The following is an 18,736-nucleotide window of genomic DNA, read 5'->3' as shown; positions in this document are numbered from 1 at the left end:
AACTTTATATTAATAGTATATACCAATAAAAGCATTAAATCGGTATCTCAAGCTACGGATCATCATAAATACACCTAAATATTGGGTTAAACTTCTTTGAAGTGTTATAATAAGGACATACTATGTTAGTGATTAATAGTGTATAAAAAAAGAAAGGTAATGCAACCCTTGCATTAATCAGGTGATAAGATGAAACAAATTAATGTTGGACTATTAGGCTTTGGTATATCAGGCAGGGTTTTTCATGCTCCAATTTTTACCAGTGTAGAAGGCTTTCATTTATCAAAAATATTCACAAGAAGTGAACAAAAGAAAGAGCAAGCAGGGCTTCTTTACCCAGAAGCAGACGTAGTTGATAATGTGGAATCTATTATAGATGATCCAAATATTGATTTAATTGTTATAGCTTTACCTAACACTTCTCACTATGAAATGGCTGAACGTTCACTTATAGCTGGAAAGCATGTTGTTGTTGAAAAGCCATTCACAAATACTACCGAAGAAGCAACAGCTCTCATTCATACTAGCAAAGAAGAAGAAAAATTGTTGTCAGTCTTTCATAATAGAAGATATGATGGTGATTTTTTAACCTTAAAAACAATTATCGATAATAATACTCTTGGGGATATTAAAGAATTTGAATCTCATTTTGATCGTTTTAGAACAGCAACTAATTCTAAGCTTTGGAGAGAATCTATGTTGCCAGGTTCTGGCATTCTTTTTGATTTAGGTTCCCATTTAATTGATCAAGCAGTTCAACTATTTGGAATGCCAAATGAAGTATATGCCGATATTAGAACACAAAGACCAAATAGCTTAGTTGATGATAACTTTGAAATAATCCTGTATTATACGGATTTAAAGGTTACCTTGAAATCTGGTATGTTAGTTAAGGAACCCTTACCAAGGTTTATCCTACTAGGTGATAAAGGAAGCTATGTTAAGTATGGTGTTGATCCTCAAGAAGCAGAGTTAAAACAAAACTTCAGACCTGATGAATGGGAAGATTGGGGCTTGGAAGATCCTGCAAATTATGGAACAATAAATTATATAGAAAATGACATAAATATTAGAGGCTCTGTAGAAACGCTTGCAGGTAATTATACAATCTATTATCAGAACATTTATGATGCCATCGTTAACGGTAAATCCTTAGAGGTAACTGCCGATCAAGCTAGAGATGTGATTCATCTAATTGAGCTGGCAAAAGAAAGCAATGTTGAAAAAAGAAGAATTTCTTTAACTGAATAATGAACAAAGCCAATCCATTCTAAGGTTTCCCAAAGGTGGATTGGCTTTTTATTATTCTGAACTTTCACCAGTTTCTTCTATCTCTTGAATTTCTTTTTCTTCAACCTCTTCAATTTCTTCAACTTCTATTTCTTCAAGTTCTTTATTATCATCATTTTTATCCTGGCTTTGTCCATTTAATGTCTCGCCAAAAATTATTTCTCTAAAAAAATTATCCTTCATAGACATCTCCTCTTTCGTATTTGGATTAACAATTACTTGTAATTAATAGTGTATAAATAATTGTACTTTGATCCATGCTTTAGTTCATCGGTAATTACTTCAAATAATAGATCTCTAAAATATTTATTTGGCATAGCATTATAGATCATTCTATATCTCTCAACAGCTCCAAGTTCCCCGAAAAGCGCTTTTTCGATACCATCTATATATGATGTTGGTTTTTCGTAAGGAACATCTACTAATGGCTTTACTACTTCTCCTGTTAACTCTTCATATATTTCACTAAAAAAACTATTATGTTTAATCTCATCATCTCGAATAGATGCAATGATGTCCTTTTGCTCTTGATCTGGTGCTAATCCAATAAGATCATTATAAAAAAGCTCATCTTCTTTCTCACCTTCAACAGCATTTTTAATAAACACCAAAGCCTCTCTAATTTCAGAAGGATCATAATCATCCACATAATAATCCATTGGAATATTATCATTTATTTGTTCATTATAATCATTGATTGGACGCAAATTATTTGATGGCTGGTTAATGTCCATTGGTCGTCTATTGTTCAATGGCTGGTTATTGTCCATTGGTCGCCTATTGTTCAATGGTTGATTGTTGTCCATTGGTCGTCTATTGTTCAATGGTTGATTGTTGTCCATTGGTCGCCTATTGTTCAATGGTTGATTATTGTCCATTGGTCGTCTATTGTTCAATGGTTGATTGTTGTCCATTGGTCGCCCATTGTTCAACGGTTGGTCGTTATCCATTGGTCGTCTATTGTTTAATGGTTGATTGTTGTCCATTGGTCGTCTATTGTTCAATGGTTGATTATCCAATGGCTGTCCGTTCAATGGTTGATTATTAAATAGTATATCATTATCCATTGGATAACTATTCTTTGGTTGTTTATTATTCATTTGTCTAATCTTATTATACTGATTTATACACGCGGTAGAATCATAATCTTCATAATTCCTCCCCGTTGATCTAGGAAAATAGAACATAGAGAAATACCTATCTTATTGTTTTACTACATAATATGGTTGCACAATTATTTACGTGCTTGTATTTATAGTCTTATCCACCTAATGTAGCATCCGAAGTCTGGTACCACTTCAAAGCTTCATAAAACTGCTCTTTCTTAAAATCAGGCCAATAATCATCTACAACATAAAAATCCGAGTAAACTGATTGAACCGGTAAGAACCCACTAAGCCTTCTCCTGCCACCCCATCTAATAATCAAATCAACTCTTGAAATATCAGATGAAGCAATACTAGAATACAAATCTATCTTTTTTTTCTCATTATTGTCTAAATGATATGCGTGGCTTAAATCCCATTGCCAATCATAATTAACTAAAAAATTAATATTCATTAATCCTTGTCCGAAAAGCACTCGTTTGTTAACGTATTTTAATAATTCTTTGGGAAAAACTGTAGAATCTTCATTCCCTATCACTAGTAAATTTGCATCTCGATTAGCAAGAATCTCCACAGCATCGACACAAGCCTTTACAAATGCTTGTGTCTGTACTTTTGCTCTTTTCGTATTATCCATAGTGAAACCATAAAAGGTTGCTTCTTTTACTCCTAATTCGAGCATTAATTCATAAATTTCAAATCCAGGCATGATACCATGAGTATAGCCTTGTTGTTTTTCATAATTTTTAGACTCCGCCCATCTTCTGTTTCCATCAGGGATAATACCAATATGATTTGGAATTCTAGTAAATAATTTATTTTCCACCAAAGTACTCCTTAATCACACATCAATCCACTGTTAATGCTTTCTTTTTATTAGCTGATTTCAAAATAGTAAAGACAATTCTAGCATCTTGAATTTCTACATTAGGCGGAACAGCAACATCCACATCAGCCGTAAGCGCATCATAAAAATTCTTAAATTCATTATAGTAGCCTCTATCTGGAGTATAATTATATATTTCATGCTTATTGTCTTTCTTATACATTACGTTAATTGCTCCACACATACGATCTTCCAAATAAATCGTTCCCTCTGTTCCAAAAATTCTAAAGCCAACCAAAGGATATTGTAGCTCTTTTCCTTTCAAACAGTAATTATAAGTGCCTATTAGCCCACTTTTAAATAACATAATGGAGTTGATTACAGAATAGGGAGCATAATCTTCCTTTAAAGGAACTCCAAAAGCAGAAACAGATTCTACTTCACCGAAAATAAACTCTAAGGTTGCAATATCATGTACACTTGCATCTAATATAACTCCACCTTTAAATTCAGGATGTTGACGCCATTCCTTTGCTGCAAATGTATCCTTAACCATTGCATCCTCAAAATTCGAAACATTGTTTTTAATAAAATATAGAACATCTCCAATTTTATTATCATTAATGAGATCTCTAATTATCGTATTCTCTTCATTATAACGGAAATTTTCAGCTATTAATATTTTAACACCATATTTAGACTGTAGCTTCAGATAATCTTCTGCTTGGTCTAAACTAGGTGCTAACGGTTTTTCACAAATAATATTAAACCCTGCTTTTGCAACTTCTTCAGAAACAAGATAGTTCATTTCTATTGGGACAGCGATGTTAACTACATCAATCTCCTCTCCCTTTAGCATATCATGATAATTCGTATAAATATGGTCCGTAGTTAAGCCAATTTCATTTGCAGCTTGTACCAGCCTGTCTTCATTGTCATTAGATAGTGCTACTATTTCATAATAATCACTTAATTCTTTTAGGGCTGGCAAATGAAGTCTTTCCCAAGCCATCCCTGTACCAATTACTGCTAATCTTATTTTTGTCATATAAAAACCACCTCTTAAATGTTATATTTCACTTTTAGTATCCGCAGTTTTTATATAATTATTCCACATTCTAATATACTACTTGAAGTTCGTAGCCATTTTCTTTCAGAGAATCTTTGATTTCTTGGATATGTTTATGTCCATTTGTTTCAAGCGACACTTCAAGAAATACTTGTTTAAAACGATCTATTGTTTTAAATTGATTGTGATCTAGTTTTATTATATTTGCATTTAAATTAGCAAGTAATGTAGAAATTTTCAAAAGCTCACCTGGCCTATCTGTAAGCTCAACCGAAAAGCAAAATACTCTACCACGTATCACCAAGCCTCTATTAATAAGCTCTGATATCGTTACAACATCAATATTTCCTCCACTCACTATGCAAACTATATTTTTATCTTTTATATTAAGCTTCTTTAACGCCGCCAAAGAAAGTACACCTGCATTTTCAGCAATCAACTTTTCTTTTTCTAATAGCAATAAAAAGGCATCCATAATATCTACATCCGATACTGTTACAATTTCATCTACATACTGTTTCACAATTTCAAAAGTATTTATTCCAGGTTTTTTTACTGCAACGCCTTCAGCAATCGTATCAACTTTTGCAAGCTCTATTAATCTATTTTCATGAATCGATAGGCTCATAGCCATTGCACCTTCTGGTTCAACTCCGATTATTTTTACATTTGGATTGATGGACTTAGCAGCCAATGCTACACCACTGATCAAACCTCCTCCACCAATTGGCACAATAATATAATCCACCTTGCTTAGCTCTTCAACAATCTCTACACCAATTGTCCCTTGCCCTGCAATGACTTCTTCATCATCAAAGGGATGTACAAAAGTATAGCCTTTTTCGTCCTGAAGGGCCATTGCTCTATGGTGTGCTTCATCATAACAATCACCATATAAAATCACCTCTGCACCATAGGCTCTTGTTGCTTCAACCTTAATTAAAGGTGTCGTTTTAGGCATCACGATACACGCGGGAACATTTAATTCTCTAGCTGAAAAAGCAACACCTTGTGCATGATTTCCAGCAGATGCAGCCACCAATCCTTTTTTCTTACTTTCATCACTAAGATTATGAATCATATTATAAGCTCCGCGAATTTTAAAGGAGCCTGTTATTTGCAAGTTTTCAGGTTTAATATATATTTCATTACCACTTTCTTTGCTAAATACTTTACTATGTATTAGTTTTGTTTCCTTAATGATTCCTTTTAAATTAATGAGAGCTTCTTTGACTTTATCAAATTCCATAATTTACTTCCTTTCGATAAGTTATGATTTCAGAAAGATATATATCAATATAATGTTACAATAATTATTTTCACAGCAATAGCTTTAAGTTAATATTGCAAATCTTCCGCATTCCATTCGCTTAAAATGCATAAACATCTCCTATTAATATAATCCTTACTCCTGTTTAATGCAACAAACATTGGCTAATATAATGTTAAATATTATTTAATATACTACACAATCATTTTTTTCTAGGAACACATGGATGTTCGTTCATGGAACTCTGTCAAGCATTTTTGAAAATGTCCCAATAAAACTAAAACATAAGCACTAGATTTTTCTGGCCTTACCCTTTGGCCGGTCGGGCGAAAAATGAACACTTACTGCCTTTCATATTCATCTTGAAGAAAAAATGCTTTTATCTCTGTTTCGTTAATTGAGTGGTTATCGCCTCGATGGAAATATTCATGAGGGTATATTATAAACCATTGATTTGAAATGGGACATAATCACAAATGATATACTAGGACATTATCATAACTGGTTCAGAGACGCATGAATGTTCATTCATATAATTCTTGACATTTGTTAATATTTGCACTATAATTACACCATAACATATGAATGTTTGTTCATATGTTAATAGACAGAGAAAAAGGAGTAATAAGATGGTTCGTAAAAATGAAATTGAAAAATGCAATTGTAATGTAATACATGAAGATGTGGTTAGAAATGTACGAAATAAAATGCCTTCCGAAGAAAATCTATATGATTTGGCTGACCTCTTCAAAGTATTTGGTGATACAACTAGAATTCAAATTCTCTCAGGCTTAGCAGAATCAGAAATGTGTGTTTGTGATATTGCAGTACTACTCAATATGACACAATCTGCAATCTCCCATCAATTAAAAGTTTTGAAGGATGCTAGATTAGTTAAATATAGAAAGGATGGAAAAATAGTCTATTATTCTCTTGATGACGACCATGTAAATAACATATTTAAAGAAGGCTTTACTCACATAAATGAAGACACAACTAATTAGAAGGAAGGAATTATTATGTCAAGAATAAAAAAAGAGTTCATACTAGAAGGCCTTGATTGTGCACATTGTGGCACGAAAATTGAAGAAGGTATTGGTAAAATAAATGGTGTATCAATTGCATCCTTAAGCTTCGCTTCAAAAACCTTAATTGTAGAGAGTGAAAACGCAGAAAACATTGATCATATAGTGGTTGAACTTACCAAGTTAATAAAAAAGCTAGAACCACATGTTAAAGTAAATGAAAAATCAATACATAAGATCGAGAACATAACAACACCAGAACGCATTAACAAATTCAAGATTGCTAGGTTTGCTATAGGCGCAATCCTATTTCTAGTTGCAGTTTTATTAAAACTCCCTTTTGAGGCTGAGCTAAGCTTATATCTTATAAGTTACCTATTGGTTGGTGGCGAAGTACTTATAACAGCAATCAGAAATATGACTAAAGGACAATTGTTTGATGAGAATTTTTTAATGAGCATTGCAACTGTTGGTGCATTTGCAATTAAAGAATTTCCAGAAGGCGTAGCGGTCATGTTATTTTATCAAATCGGTGAGTTTTTCCAAGATATGGCAGTCAATAAATCGAGAAAATCTATTGCTGCATTAATGGATATACGACCTGACTTTGCTAATCTACTTATTGATAATGATTATAAAAAAGTCTCTCCTTATGATGTTTCGATTGATGATTTGATTTTAGTAAAACCTGGTGAAAAAGTCCCTCTTGATGGAGTAATCGTTGAAGGCTACTCTACTTTAGATACATCAGCTCTTACTGGTGAAGCTTTGCCTCGTGAAGTTGAAGCTGGATCAGAGATTTTATCTGGCTCCATAAATAAAAACGGATTATTAACTGTTCGCGTAACAAAAGAATTCGGTGAATCGACAGTATCTAAAATCCTTGAATTGGTTCAGTATGCAAGTAGTAAAAAAGCACCTACCGAAAACTTCATTACTAAGTTTGCCAAATACTATACCCCTATCATAGTCTTCTCTGCTCTTTTTTTAGCTATCCTTCCTCCACTCATACTTGAAGGTGCGACCTTTACTGATTGGATTCATAGAGCTCTTGTATTTTTAGTTGTTTCTTGTCCATGTGCATTGGTTATATCAATTCCTCTTAGCTTTTTTGGCGGTATCGGTGGTGCCTCCAAAAACGGAATTTTGATTAAAGGAAGTAACTACCTTGAAGCTATGAATAATGTACATACCGTAGTCTTTGATAAAACAGGTACACTAACAAAAGGAATTTTTAAGGTTACTGAAATTATTAGTAAAGGTTCCCTTACTGATGATCAAATACTAGAATATGCTGCATATGCTGAAAGCTATTCAACTCATCCAATAGCAGTATCAATACTCAAAGCATATGGTAAGGAAATTGATAGAAATAACATTCAAGATTATGATGAAATATCAGGTCATGGTATCAAGGTTAACATATTAGGAAGAGTTATTCTTGCCGGTAATACGAAACTTATGAAGGCAGAAAATATTGCTTTTGATGAATACAATGGCCTTGGTAGTATAGTTCATCTCTGTGTAGATCACAACTATGCTGGTTATATAGTAATATCTGATGAAGTAAAAGATGATAGCCAATCAACTATGATTGCACTTAGAGAGCTTGGGGTAAAAAGGCTCGTTATGCTAACCGGTGATAGTAAGACTGTTGGTGATAAAATCGGCTCAGAGCTTGGACTTGATCTTGTATACTCAGAACTACTTCCAGCACAGAAGGTAGAAATGCTTGAAATGCTTGAGAGTAATAAAGCATCCAAGGGTAAATTAATCTTCGTAGGAGATGGTATTAATGATGCACCAGTTTTAGCCCGAGCTGATGTTGGTGTTGCCATGGGTGCCTTAGGGTCTGATGCAGCCATTGAAGCCGCTGATGTAGTACTTATGACTGACGAACCATCTAAGCTTGTTACTGCTATTAAAATTGCGAAAAGAACCCGTAATATTGTATGGCAAAATATTATATTTGCCTTGGCTATTAAAGGTGTTGTACTTATGCTTGGTGCAGGCGGTATCGCAACCATTTGGGAAGCCGTTTTTGCTGATGTTGGAGTTGCTGTTATTGCAATCTTAAATGCAATGCGTGTTATGAAGGTAGATCATTTATAATTGTTAGAAATTCTAAAGAACGCTTAATAAGTCATACTTGAAATTACAAAATAAGTACCCTTCTTTTTATGGTCCAAATTTATATATATTGAGGACGATTTCAATTAAATTATCCTCAATATATACTATCTATAAATATTAATCCTAATCTGTTTTTTCTAATTTATGTACAATATCTTTGTTTTTCTTGTCTTTAGCATTATCCAATGCGGTATGCCCATTTTCGTCCTCTAGACTGATATCAGCATCATACTATAAAAGTATGCTAACGTAGCTAAAGTATCTTTCTGCCTTGAATGATTCTAACCAGAATTACAATTATAGCAACTACGAGAAGAATATGTATTAATCCACCCATTGTAAAACTTGTTACAACACCAAGAAGCCATAGAACTATTAAAATTATTGCGATTGTATATATCATATATTTCGTCCTCCTATAATTAATATTTATAAAGGTTGCTTGATTTCTTTTGAAATTTTTTCAGCAGTTTTATGAATATCTTGTGCTATTTCATGACCGCCGTCTTTAAGATCTTTATTTATATCTTCCGCTTTTTCTTGAACACCGTTGATGACCTGATGCACTTCCTCTGCAACATAATGAATGGAATTCTTTGTCGCTTCTGCCGACTTTTGAACAGTATCTTTAATAGTCTCTACCGTGTCAATCGTATTTTCTTTTATTTTTTCACGTGTTTCCTTTCCTGACTTTGGAGCAAAAAGAATACCAACCGTCGCACCTATTGTCGTTAATACGCCCACTAATAGAGCGAATTTTCCTGCTACCTTTATCCTCTCTTTTTTTCTTTTCTTTTTGCTCAATAAGATTTCTAAATCCTTCAATTTCATCATTATAAAACCTCCGTTTTCATCGATTTGAAATTTAAAATAACTCAAACCGTCTGTTTAAATCAAACAGGGGTCTTTACTCATTAATACCCTGTCATGTGCGTACCACCCTTGCAAAATGGCTTCATCTATAATTAAAGGGTGCTTCTTTAAATTAAATCTACACCCTAAAACTCTCAAGTTGTTTAATTTCATAGTAAAAATTCAATTTATTCATGTTCTTCTTAAAGATTTCTCAAATAATCAAGAGAGTGGGTCTGCTTACGCCCTGCTTTTGGAAAAGAAGCAATCATTTTTTCAATACAAATATTTCCCCAATGCTTTGTGTTCTCTACAAGTTTTATAATTTTTTATCATTTCAGAGTTTGATACAATGGATTTCGCTAATATGTTCATCATTCTTTGCCCCACACATTTTTTTAGTATAAATGCATTATACGTCAATTCTACTTATTTGTCAATTTATGTGTCTACAAATTGTTTCTGCAATTATTCCAACATTCATTCTAATATTTTGAGTATAGGGGATTTTTACCCTTTTATGGATAAAAAATCTACGGTGATTGTTTTTTGATGCAACAGATCCCGTAGTTAGTGAAATTAGTTTAGGGTAAGCTCCATCCTTTTGCTATCAAATAGCTGATCTTCGTCACCTTTCATTTTTGGAACTTCCAGAATTATTAACAAAATAACGTCATTTGTCAATCTGATATTTAGCGTGGTGAACAATAGAAAGGCATTTCAACCTTTATGTCACATTATGTAAACTAAATCATATACTATTAATGTGTTACACTGTATTTTTTTCCGCAGAATGTAACAACAAATTATATAAGGGAGTGTTTTAAATGTCTTTTAATGATCAAATCGTAAATGGTGGTTTTGAGACGGCGGCTTTATTTCCATGGATTTCATCTGGTGCAACTATTACATCCCAGTTTAGTCATTCTGGATTCTTTGCCGCACGGTTAGCAGGTGGGTTCTCAAGTTCATTTATTTTGCAATTCCTTCCTGTGCCCCCAGAACAAAGCTTTGAGTTTCTTGTATCTTTGACCAGAATTGGGGCAGCGTCCAATCCTTTAACATCTTTGTTTATTGGTTATCTGGATGCAGCTAATAATTTTCTTGGACAAGGTCTATCAGTAACTATTCCGGAAGGTAATCTTCCGCAAGCAAGTTCAAAGGACTGGCTGACAATCTATGAAACTACAGATCCGTCCCCTGTTGGGACAACCCAGGCAATGGTATTGATTAGTACGCTAGCCCAAGCTGGTACATCTGATATCGTTGTGGATGATGTATCGCTGTTAGAGGTGATAAGCGCTAGTACGCCAGTCACCTTTGAATGGGGTGAGTGCACTATATGGGCAGATTCAAATGCTCTTGGTCCAGGAACTGGGACACCTTTCGATCCATTTACTTCCTTACAGGCAGCCATTGATGCAGCAACTAACAGTGCAACAGCAGTCACAAATGGTATGAGAGCGCGTTGTATCGTTCTTATCGCAGCAAACTCTTCGTTTGACGAGAATGTTGTCATACCACCAGCAAGACATGTACAGTTACTTGGCTTAGGCCCATGGGTGCTTGGCGACTCAGCTTTAGCCAATTTTGCATCGTCTGTTCCTAGAAATGTTACCATCCAAACAAGTCAAGCTGCAGAAAACGTATACCTTGTGCAGGGTCCTGCGTTTGACGCACGACCTGTTACGGTAATTGGTACCTTTGATAACGGGACATCTGTAAGCACTCATACCAATTACACTGACGGTGCTATTATTAGTGGAGATGTTATCTTCCAAACCGTAGATCTCATTGACCCTTTTACAACGATTGAGTTTCAACTTTTAAACGCTAATGTTGTAGGAAGCATTATGCCATCTCCAATTGGTCCACATCAAGGTCTTCTCAACACTTATATTTACAACAGTCGAATCAACAACATGTTCCATGATGGTTTAAGAATTCAACGTATGGTTGATAGCCGATCTGATGGATTCATAGACATGGATGGATATTCACACATTACAAATTCGTTTATCAATGGTATTGTGATTGTTGGTTCGGCTTTAGCCGATGTGCCTCCAACAGGTATTTTCAGCAGCCAGTTTGGTGCAATTACGTGGACTGGCCCGCTTGTATTAGACACATCATCCAATTTCTACTTTGTAAATAGCGGTTCAACTTTAGTGGGAGATAAAACAATTTTGTACAGTCTTGATTGATTGAACAATCAAAAGTTAGCGCTTTACAAACTAAAAGTGATTTTAATTACATAAAGAATATTGTTTTTTGCTAAAGCCCTTTTCTCTTTTTTCTTTTGTATCTCACCCCATACTTCTCTTGAAACTATTGGCTCATGATTATCCTCAACAATATATCTATCAGCGTAGTTTCGATTAGTAACCCTTTTATGGGATAAAAAATCTACGGTGACTGTTTTTTGTTGCAACAGTTCACCGTAGTATTTTTCATTGCGAGGTATTTTAGAAATTGTACTGTCCCACCATTTAGACCCTTGCGCCCCTGTCTTAATTCTGTCTGCTTCAAGCCCATCAGCAATCTTTTGATAACTCTTTCCTTCTAGGTACTCATTGTAAATTCTATTAACAATGGAGTTTTTCAAGATTAACATCGTATTCATAGATTAATTGAATCAATGGATAACATTTACTATTCACAAAACTAACAATTCTTATTGCACTACCTTTAGTAAATTTATAGTTATTCTTGCATATTCCAAAAAGGCGTTTCTTAATACATCTCAATATTTTCTTTTATAAGTCTTTCTATCCAAATCATCTTAAGCAACTCCAATTCATCTGAATAATCCGTTTTGGAGTCGTCCTCATCATATTCTAATTGTTCTAAAATTTTGATTTCAAAACCATCTTGTCCAATTTGTTGCCAATCCTTTTGCAACTCTTTATTAGGATGCATTCCCATCTTTAGCGTAAATTCTCTCCGATTGATTAATGCTTTCACATCTTGAGAGGTTTCTAGATAGTGTTTAGAATTGGATTTGTTTATAATTGCAAATAATCCCATATCAAACTTCATTTGCTTATACTTTTCTTGTAATTCCTTCTTTTTATCACTTGATAATTTCATTTCCTATAACCCTTTCGTCAGTCATTAATAACCTAGCTCTTTTAATATTGCTGATAGAGCTCTTAATCGTTCACCTATCATTTCATCGTCTTTACTAATGCAGTCTCTGAATAACTTGATATCCTCGTCAATCATTGGATTATCAGTACAAACATTTACTGTCATTGCGTCACCTTGTAGACCCATTCTATCGATAGTTGTATTTTCTGGATCGTATAATTTTTCGTAGCGATAAGCTTCCTTAAAATGTAATCTTGTTTTACAGATTAATAACGCAAGATCAAGAGCTCTATGCAGTGGTAGTTCTTCTGATTGTCTTGACCATTTTTCACCAGTATAACGCCATACTTTGGCAGAAATTTCAATTTTCCCACGATCATTCCATTGAGCAAGTCCAAGGGATAATCCTTTCGCATCTGAATTATATGCATATCGACCATCGACTTGATCATAATTTTCGACTACGATTACTGGTTTATGTTTTAAAGTTACTGGAATTTTCATATTAACACCCCTTTTATTTACTAATTTAGTAATTTACTAAATTAGTATATCACGACCAATAAAGTGTTGTCAAGTATTCGTATTTTCAATATAAAGAGTCATTAAATGACTCTTCCGGTTGTTGACAATTTAAAGAAACATCAATTAACGATTCAGAGATAAAAGCATTTTTTCATCAAAATTAATGCGAAAGGCAGTAAGTGTTCATTTTTCGCCAGACCGGCCGAAGGGAAAGGCCAGAAAAATGAACACTTACTGCCAATAATGAGTACACACCTATCAGAAAAAATGCTTTTGTCGACAGTCTAACGAGTCATTAAATGACTATTTCATCAATCAACAAAGTCTTTTATCGTTTTATCCAACAACTGTAATACATTATCTCTATATTTTCTTCCTATAGGTATCGGCTCTTCCTTTTTCTCAACATATACTAGATTATTAGCTTTATCAATTTTTTTTATATAAGACCGATTTACTATAAAGCTTTTATGACATTGTATGAATTGATTTGTTAATTGTTTTAAAAGTTTAGATAACGAACAATTTCTAATATCTGTTTCTTCATGAATCGTTTTAATGTATAGATTTCTATTCATCATCTCAACATAGATTAAATCACCTTGATTAATCACATAGGTAAAATCTTTTTCCTTGATGCCTAATTTGGGATCTGATTTTTTTTCAACTATTCCATGGGTAATAACATCTTGAAACACTTTTATAACTTCATTTTCAGTAAATGGTTTCAATATATACTCATAACAATGAATATTCTTAAAGGCTTCTATTTCGCTACAATGATCCCCTGTAATAAATATTATAGGTGTAAATTTATAATGATCGATTTCTCTTATTTGCATGGCAAGTTCAAGACCTGTGTAATCTTCTAACTGGATATCAAAGAAAAATGCATCTACTACTTTTGTTTCCGCAATTTTTAAGGCTTCTACTGCTGCTCCAGTCTCAAAAACATCAAAATGTTCATCAATATTTCTAACAATTTCAACCAAACCACTTCGGATATTTAAATCATCTTCTACTATTAATATTATTCCCATCTTAACTTCTCCTCCCAAATAAAAAATCCTCGAATATAAAACTATGAATCCTTCGTTTATTCTGAAACGAAAAATTTATAGCTATATCGAGGGCTATGCTCTACAATTATATTAAAAATACACTGCTTTTTTATCTATATAACTTTTTTCTCACCCTCAAAAAATCTCTCTATATATTATTGCAATATTATACAATAAATCCCTTTATTTAACAAGTTAAATATATTGATTGTATCAAAAAAGGCCCTGAAGTTTTTCAACTTCAAGGCCTTACTTTATCTTTCTACCATTTTTCTTTTCTTACATGATTTCCAATTTCAGCTTTGGATAATTGTTTGATTTCCCAAGCAAGATCCTTAGATTTGTTAAATATCTTTACGCACATTGGATCAAGTTCATCTTCAATACCATCTTCACAAAGTGAAATAATTGATGTTGCCATATTGATAACCTCAGTATGAAGTCCATTTGTGAAATCAGCAGCATAGATTTTATCAGCAGCTTCTTCAGTCATTTCGTCCATTTTTTCCTTAGGAGCGCCACACATTGGGCATTTATCTAATACTTCCTCTCCTTCATAAATATAATTACAAACTGAACATTTGAATAATTTCATTTTTCATCCTCCTATAAATATGTCTACTTTACTATCTAGTTTCAATGCTTATTATAACACAGATAATAATCATTATCCATATTATTCCATATTTTATTCGTCTACTTCTTTATCAGCCATAACCTTTTCTTGAACTTCACGAGGAGCTTCTTCGTAACGTTCAAATTTTTGAGTAAACATTCCTCTACTTTGAGTCAATGATCTAAGGTCAGTAGAATAACCATATAATTCACCCATTGGAACTTCAGCCATGATTTCTTGCTTTCCTTTGTTAGGGTTAATTCCAAGCACTCTACCACGACGCTTATTAAGATCTCCGATAATATCGCCCATGTATTGGTCTGGTACAACTACTGTAACACTCGCAATTGGTTCCAATAAAGTTGCAGTCGCTTGAGCCATTGCATCTTTAAAAGCATTTTGAGCTGCTAGTTTAAATGCCATTTCCGAAGAATCTACTGGATGATAGGAACCATCTATTAAGGTTGCTTTAATACCAACAACCGGATATCCTGCTAGAACTCCTCGTTTCACTGATTCTGCTAAACCTTTATCTACAGCTGGGAAATAGTTTTTAGGAACTGCTCCCCCTACGATTTTTTCTTCAAAAATGTATGGTTTCTCCATATCTCCTGATGGTTCAAATTCCATTACAACATCACCATATTGTCCATGTCCACCAGATTGCTTCTTATGCCTACCTCTTACTTGAACTTTTTTCTTAATCGTTTCTCTAAAAGGTATTCTTGGCTTTTTGAGGTCAACCATTACCTTGAATTTTGATTCAAGCTTGCTGACAATGATGTCTAAATGTTGTCCACCAACACCATATAAAAGTTCTTGATGATTTTCATGATCTAAAATAAACTTGATTGTAGGGTCTTCTTCCATTAATCTGTGAATACCACTACCGATCTTGTCTTCATCACCTTTCGTCTTTGGAACAATTGCTCTATATGCCAAGGATTCAGGGAATTCTATTCCTTGTAATTTCACCGGACGATCTTTATCACATAATGTAACGCCGGTGCTTACATCAATAAGCTTTGCTACTGCTCCAATATCGCCAGCTCTTATTTCTGAAACTTCAATTTGTTCTTTTCCTCTTAAAGCATAAACATGGGCTATTCTTTCCATCTCTTCAGTGTTAGCATTTAGCAACTGAGTATCAGCTTTTACACTACCAGAATACACTCTAAATAATGATAGTTTACCAATATACGGGTCAATTATAGTTTTGAACACCAAAGCTGACGTAGGTTCGTTTAAATCACAAACGACTTCAATTTCAGCTCCTGTATCTGGGTGCTCTCCAGTAACAGTAGTATGCTCTTCTTTTGGAGATGGCATGAATTTTACGATTGAATTTAATAAAACTTGTACCCCTAAATTGTTCGTACCTGAACCAATAAGAACGGGAACAATATTTCCATCAATAACGCCTTGATGTATTGCATCTTGAATTTCATCTACCGTAAACGGTGTGCCTTCAAAGTATTTTTCCATTAAGTCTTCATTGCTTTCAGCAACTGCTTCTAAAATCATATCTCTAACAGGATCTATTTCATCTTCCATGCCTTCTGGAACTCCACATTCTTCAATGTGATCTTTTATAAATTTTCTTCCTTCCATTTTAACAACATTTACAAAGCCAATAAAATGTTCACCTTCACGAATAGGAACATGAAATGGTGCTATGCACTTGCCAAAATGGTTTTTAAGTTGATCTAATACAGTATTTAAATTCGCATTGTCATCATCCATATCCGTTACAAAAATCATTCTAGGTAAATTCATTTCATCCGCATATTCCCAAGCCTTTTCGGTTCCAACTTCAACACCTGATTTACCTGATACAACAATGATAGCACTATCTGCAACACGCGTTGCTTGTTTAGTTTCCCCAACAAAGTCAAAATAACCTGGAGCATCAAGCACATTAATCTTACAATCTTGCCATTCTATAGGAACACAAGAAGTATTGATTGAAAATCCACGTTTTATCTCTTCTTTATCAAAGTCACTGATTGTATTACCTTCCTCAACCTTTCCTTGTCGTTTTGTAATACCTACTTCATGTGCCATAGCTTCAACTAATGTGGTCTTCCCACTACCGCCATGGCCTAACAGCACAATGTTGCGAATTTCTTCCGATGAATAAACTTTCATAATTTGTCCCCCGATCATTGGTTTATTTGAGAAAATCATCATTTTTCTCATAAGGTCAAATAAGTTAAACTACAATTTACCGATAACATTAATATTCAACTTGGTCCATAAATTTCCTTCATTTTTTTTAAAATCTTTGTAAGTTTTTATTTAAATTGTACACAAAGAAAAATAACTATGTAAAACAACTAACCATTATCCTATTATTGAGAAATATACAATTGCTTTTTTGTGCATATTATACAAATTTCGACAAGCAAATATTCACACTTACATTTTCGCACTTTAAAGTGATGTACTGTTGACATATCCTTTTTTAAAGTGTAAAATGTGAGAAATAAGTTAATATACCTTGATTAATATGATATAATAATCACAAGAAAATCGGCTGAGCAGAGCTAAATCCTTGTTACATTTCTGCCGCTTTTCCAATTGCATATGCAGAACTTTCATAACAAACAAGAAAATCGGCTTCACCAAGTTATAATTCTTATTACACTTCTGCCGCTTTTCCAATTGTTTATGCAGAACTTTTCTAGTAAAAAAATACGATGAATTAGCCTTCGTTTTTGTTTGGCTTTAGCATCAGAATAATAAGGAGCAGATGAAATGATAGAATGTAGAAAAGAAGTTCAATTATTAACACCTTATGTGCCCGGAAAACCAATTGACGATGTAAAAAGAGAATATGGTTTAGATGATGTCATTAAGCTCGCTTCCAATGAAAACCCATTGGGATGCTCAGAAGCAGCAAAAGCTGCAGTAATTAAATCTTTAGAATCCCCTTCCCTTTATCCAGATGGTAATTGTTCTACTCTTCGCAGTGCTTTATCACTGAAGCTTAATATTGCATCTGATCAATTGATTTTTGGATGTGGTTCTGACGAAGTCATCGCTATCATTGGTAAAACCTTTGTCACTCAAGGTGATGAAGCAATCACATGTACTCCAAGCTTTCCACAATATAAGGCAGCTGTTGTATCAATGGGTGGTGTGATGATTGAAGTGCCTTTAAAAAACCACACCTATGACTTAGCTGGAATATTGGATAAGATTAATGAACGTACTAAGGTAATTTTTATATCAAATCCAAATAACCCTACTGGAACAATCGTTACAAAGGATGAGCAAGTGAGCTTTATGAAAAAAGTACCTAAACATATATTGGTTGTTTGGGATGAAGCTTATAATGAATATATAGCAGATGATAGCTTTCCTAATACCCTTTCTATCATGAAAGACTACGATAATATTATTTTACTTCGTACTTTTTCAAAGATGTATGGATTGGCTTCACTGAGAATCGGCTATGGTATATCTACAAAAGAAATCATTGGATATATGAATCGCCTAAGAGGTCCATTTAATGTTACAACACAAGCCCAAGAAGCTGCACGTGCTAGTCTTGACGCACAAGAATTTGTGAATGCAAGCTTTCAATTAAATGAAGCTTCCAAACAATATACTTATAAGAAATGCCAAGAATTAGGCCTTCCATATATTGAAACCTTTGGAAATTTCATCATGATAGATTGTAAACTTCCAAGTATGGAGCTCTTTAATCAGCTTCAGCAAAAAGGGGTTATTGTAAGACCTGGTTTTTACTTTGGAATGAATACTTATCAACGCGTTACTTTAGGAACCATTGAGCAAATGGAGCGTTTCTTTGAACTAGTTGAAGAATTTATCCAAATGTCATAGATGTACAGATTTTATTAGGAGGAA

General features: G+C 33.7%; 16 protein-coding genes. 5 read left to right on the top strand and 11 right to left on the bottom strand.

Annotated features, from left to right (window positions below):
• Nucleotides 1-189 precede the first annotated feature (189 nt).
• Nucleotides 190-1,251 carry an oxidoreductase gene (locus tag CVU84_12520; GenBank protein PKM94275.1) on the top strand — a complete coding sequence of 354 codons (1,062 nt, stop codon included), beginning with the start codon at nt 190-192 and terminating at the stop codon, nt 1,249-1,251.
• A gap of 254 nt (nt 1,252-1,505) precedes the next feature.
• On the opposite strand, the gene CVU84_12515 is transcribed toward CVU84_12520, so the two are convergent.
• The 4 genes from CVU84_12515 to CVU84_12500 all read right to left on the bottom strand — a co-directional run bounded on the left by CVU84_12515 (nt 1,506) and on the right by CVU84_12500 (nt 5,540).
• The gene (locus CVU84_12515) at nt 1,506-2,477 is read right to left on the bottom strand and encodes a hypothetical protein (protein ID PKM94274.1); all 972 of its coding nucleotides are present in this window, start codon (nt 2,475-2,477) and stop codon (nt 1,506-1,508) included.
• 73 nt (nt 2,478-2,550) lie between these two features.
• A complete protein-coding gene (locus tag CVU84_12510) occupies nt 2,551-3,222 on the bottom strand; it encodes a dihydroorotate dehydrogenase (protein ID PKM94273.1) in 672 nt (223 codons plus the stop codon).
• 22 nt (nt 3,223-3,244) lie between these two features.
• On the bottom strand, nt 3,245-4,270 hold the full coding sequence (locus tag CVU84_12505) for an oxidoreductase (GenBank protein ID PKM94272.1): 1,026 nt from the start codon (nt 4,268-4,270) through the stop codon (nt 3,245-3,247).
• 70 nt (nt 4,271-4,340) lie between these two features.
• Entirely contained in the window at nt 4,341-5,540 is a 1,200-nt protein-coding gene (locus tag CVU84_12500) for a threonine ammonia-lyase (protein PKM94271.1), read from the bottom strand.
• A 650-nt stretch (nt 5,541-6,190) separates the two neighbouring features.
• Here CVU84_12500 and CVU84_12495 point away from each other — a divergent pair.
• Both CVU84_12495 and cadA read left to right on the top strand, forming a co-directional pair.
• Complete coding sequence (locus CVU84_12495; GenBank protein PKM94270.1) at nt 6,191-6,565, top strand: transcriptional regulator; 375 nt, start codon at nt 6,191-6,193, stop codon at nt 6,563-6,565.
• Nucleotides 6,566-6,580: 15 nt separating this feature from the next.
• Nucleotides 6,581-8,698: a cadmium-translocating P-type ATPase gene (cadA, locus tag CVU84_12490; protein PKM94269.1), complete on the top strand. Its 2,118-nt coding sequence runs from the start codon at nt 6,581-6,583 to the stop codon at nt 8,696-8,698.
• Nucleotides 8,699-9,148: 450 nt separating this feature from the next.
• Here cadA and CVU84_12485 read toward each other — a convergent pair whose 3' ends face one another.
• Complete coding sequence (locus CVU84_12485) at nt 9,149-9,553, bottom strand: hypothetical protein (protein PKM94268.1); 405 nt, start codon at nt 9,551-9,553, stop codon at nt 9,149-9,151.
• Between the two features lie 845 nt (nt 9,554-10,398).
• Between CVU84_12485 and CVU84_12480 the strand changes: the two genes are divergently transcribed.
• Nucleotides 10,399-11,775 (top strand): hypothetical protein, encoded by a 1,377-nt coding sequence (locus tag CVU84_12480; GenBank protein PKM94267.1) that lies wholly within the window; start codon nt 10,399-10,401, stop codon nt 11,773-11,775.
• Between the two features lie 23 nt (nt 11,776-11,798).
• Here the strand turns inward: CVU84_12480 and CVU84_12475 are convergent, their stop codons facing one another.
• The 6 genes from CVU84_12475 to fusA all read right to left on the bottom strand — a co-directional run bounded on the left by CVU84_12475 (nt 11,799) and on the right by fusA (nt 17,011).
• A complete protein-coding gene (locus CVU84_12475; protein PKM94266.1) occupies nt 11,799-12,194 on the bottom strand; it encodes a hypothetical protein in 396 nt (131 codons plus the stop codon).
• Nucleotides 12,195-12,304: 110 nt separating this feature from the next.
• Nucleotides 12,305-12,661: a hypothetical protein gene (locus CVU84_12470; protein ID PKM94265.1), complete on the bottom strand. Its 357-nt coding sequence runs from the start codon at nt 12,659-12,661 to the stop codon at nt 12,305-12,307.
• A gap of 24 nt (nt 12,662-12,685) precedes the next feature.
• Nucleotides 12,686-13,165 carry a hypothetical protein gene (locus CVU84_12465; protein ID PKM94264.1) on the bottom strand — a complete coding sequence of 160 codons (480 nt, stop codon included), beginning with the start codon at nt 13,163-13,165 and terminating at the stop codon, nt 12,686-12,688.
• A gap of 332 nt (nt 13,166-13,497) precedes the next feature.
• Nucleotides 13,498-14,226 carry a DNA-binding response regulator gene (locus CVU84_12460; protein ID PKM94263.1) on the bottom strand — a complete coding sequence of 243 codons (729 nt, stop codon included), beginning with the start codon at nt 14,224-14,226 and terminating at the stop codon, nt 13,498-13,500.
• A 283-nt stretch (nt 14,227-14,509) separates the two neighbouring features.
• Nucleotides 14,510-14,842 carry a rubredoxin gene (locus CVU84_12455; protein ID PKM94262.1) on the bottom strand — a complete coding sequence of 111 codons (333 nt, stop codon included), beginning with the start codon at nt 14,840-14,842 and terminating at the stop codon, nt 14,510-14,512.
• Nucleotides 14,843-14,935: 93 nt separating this feature from the next.
• Nucleotides 14,936-17,011 carry an elongation factor G gene (fusA, locus tag CVU84_12450; protein ID PKM94339.1) on the bottom strand — a complete coding sequence of 692 codons (2,076 nt, stop codon included), beginning with the start codon at nt 17,009-17,011 and terminating at the stop codon, nt 14,936-14,938.
• 609 nt (nt 17,012-17,620) lie between these two features.
• On the opposite strand from fusA, the gene CVU84_12445 reads away from it, so the two are divergent.
• Nucleotides 17,621-18,712 (top strand): histidinol-phosphate transaminase, encoded by a 1,092-nt coding sequence (locus CVU84_12445; GenBank protein ID PKM94261.1) that lies wholly within the window; start codon nt 17,621-17,623, stop codon nt 18,710-18,712.
• The last annotated feature ends 24 nt before the right edge of the window (nt 18,713-18,736 follow it).

The organism is Firmicutes bacterium HGW-Firmicutes-1, from assembly GCA_002841625.1.
In the GTDB taxonomy this organism is placed as follows: Bacteria; Bacillota; Clostridia; order Lachnospirales; family Vallitaleaceae; genus HGW-1.
The sequence above is the reverse complement of the archived record's forward strand: the minus strand, read 5'-3'. Positions and strand labels throughout refer to the sequence as shown.

Bases quoted from the DNA above. Each gene is read 5' to 3' on its own strand.
- CVU84_12520 (PKM94275.1), top strand. From the start codon at position 190: ATGAAACAAATTAATGTTGGACTATTAGGCTTTGGTATATCAGGCAGG.
- CVU84_12515 (PKM94274.1), bottom strand. From the start codon at position 2,477: ATGTTCTATTTTCCTAGATCAACGGGGAGGAATTATGAAGATTATGAT.
- CVU84_12505 (PKM94272.1), bottom strand. From the start codon at position 4,270: ATGACAAAAATAAGATTAGCAGTAATTGGTACAGGGATGGCTTGGGAA.
- CVU84_12500 (PKM94271.1), bottom strand. From the start codon at position 5,540: ATGGAATTTGATAAAGTCAAAGAAGCTCTCATTAATTTAAAAGGAATC.
- CVU84_12495 (PKM94270.1), top strand. From the start codon at position 6,191: ATGGTTCGTAAAAATGAAATTGAAAAATGCAATTGTAATGTAATACAT.
- cadA (PKM94269.1), top strand. From the start codon at position 6,581: ATGTCAAGAATAAAAAAAGAGTTCATACTAGAAGGCCTTGATTGTGCA.
- CVU84_12485 (PKM94268.1), bottom strand. From the start codon at position 9,553: ATGATGAAATTGAAGGATTTAGAAATCTTATTGAGCAAAAAGAAAAGA.
- CVU84_12480 (PKM94267.1), top strand. From the start codon at position 10,399: ATGTCTTTTAATGATCAAATCGTAAATGGTGGTTTTGAGACGGCGGCT.
- CVU84_12475 (PKM94266.1), bottom strand. From the start codon at position 12,194: ATGAATACGATGTTAATCTTGAAAAACTCCATTGTTAATAGAATTTAC.
- CVU84_12470 (PKM94265.1), bottom strand. From the start codon at position 12,661: ATGAAATTATCAAGTGATAAAAAGAAGGAATTACAAGAAAAGTATAAG.
- CVU84_12465 (PKM94264.1), bottom strand. From the start codon at position 13,165: ATGAAAATTCCAGTAACTTTAAAACATAAACCAGTAATCGTAGTCGAA.
- CVU84_12460 (PKM94263.1), bottom strand. From the start codon at position 14,226: ATGGGAATAATATTAATAGTAGAAGATGATTTAAATATCCGAAGTGGT.
- CVU84_12455 (PKM94262.1), bottom strand. From the start codon at position 14,842: ATGAAATTATTCAAATGTTCAGTTTGTAATTATATTTATGAAGGAGAG.
- fusA (PKM94339.1), bottom strand. From the start codon at position 17,011: ATGAAAGTTTATTCATCGGAAGAAATTCGCAACATTGTGCTGTTAGGC.
- CVU84_12445 (PKM94261.1), top strand. From the start codon at position 17,621: ATGATAGAATGTAGAAAAGAAGTTCAATTATTAACACCTTATGTGCCC.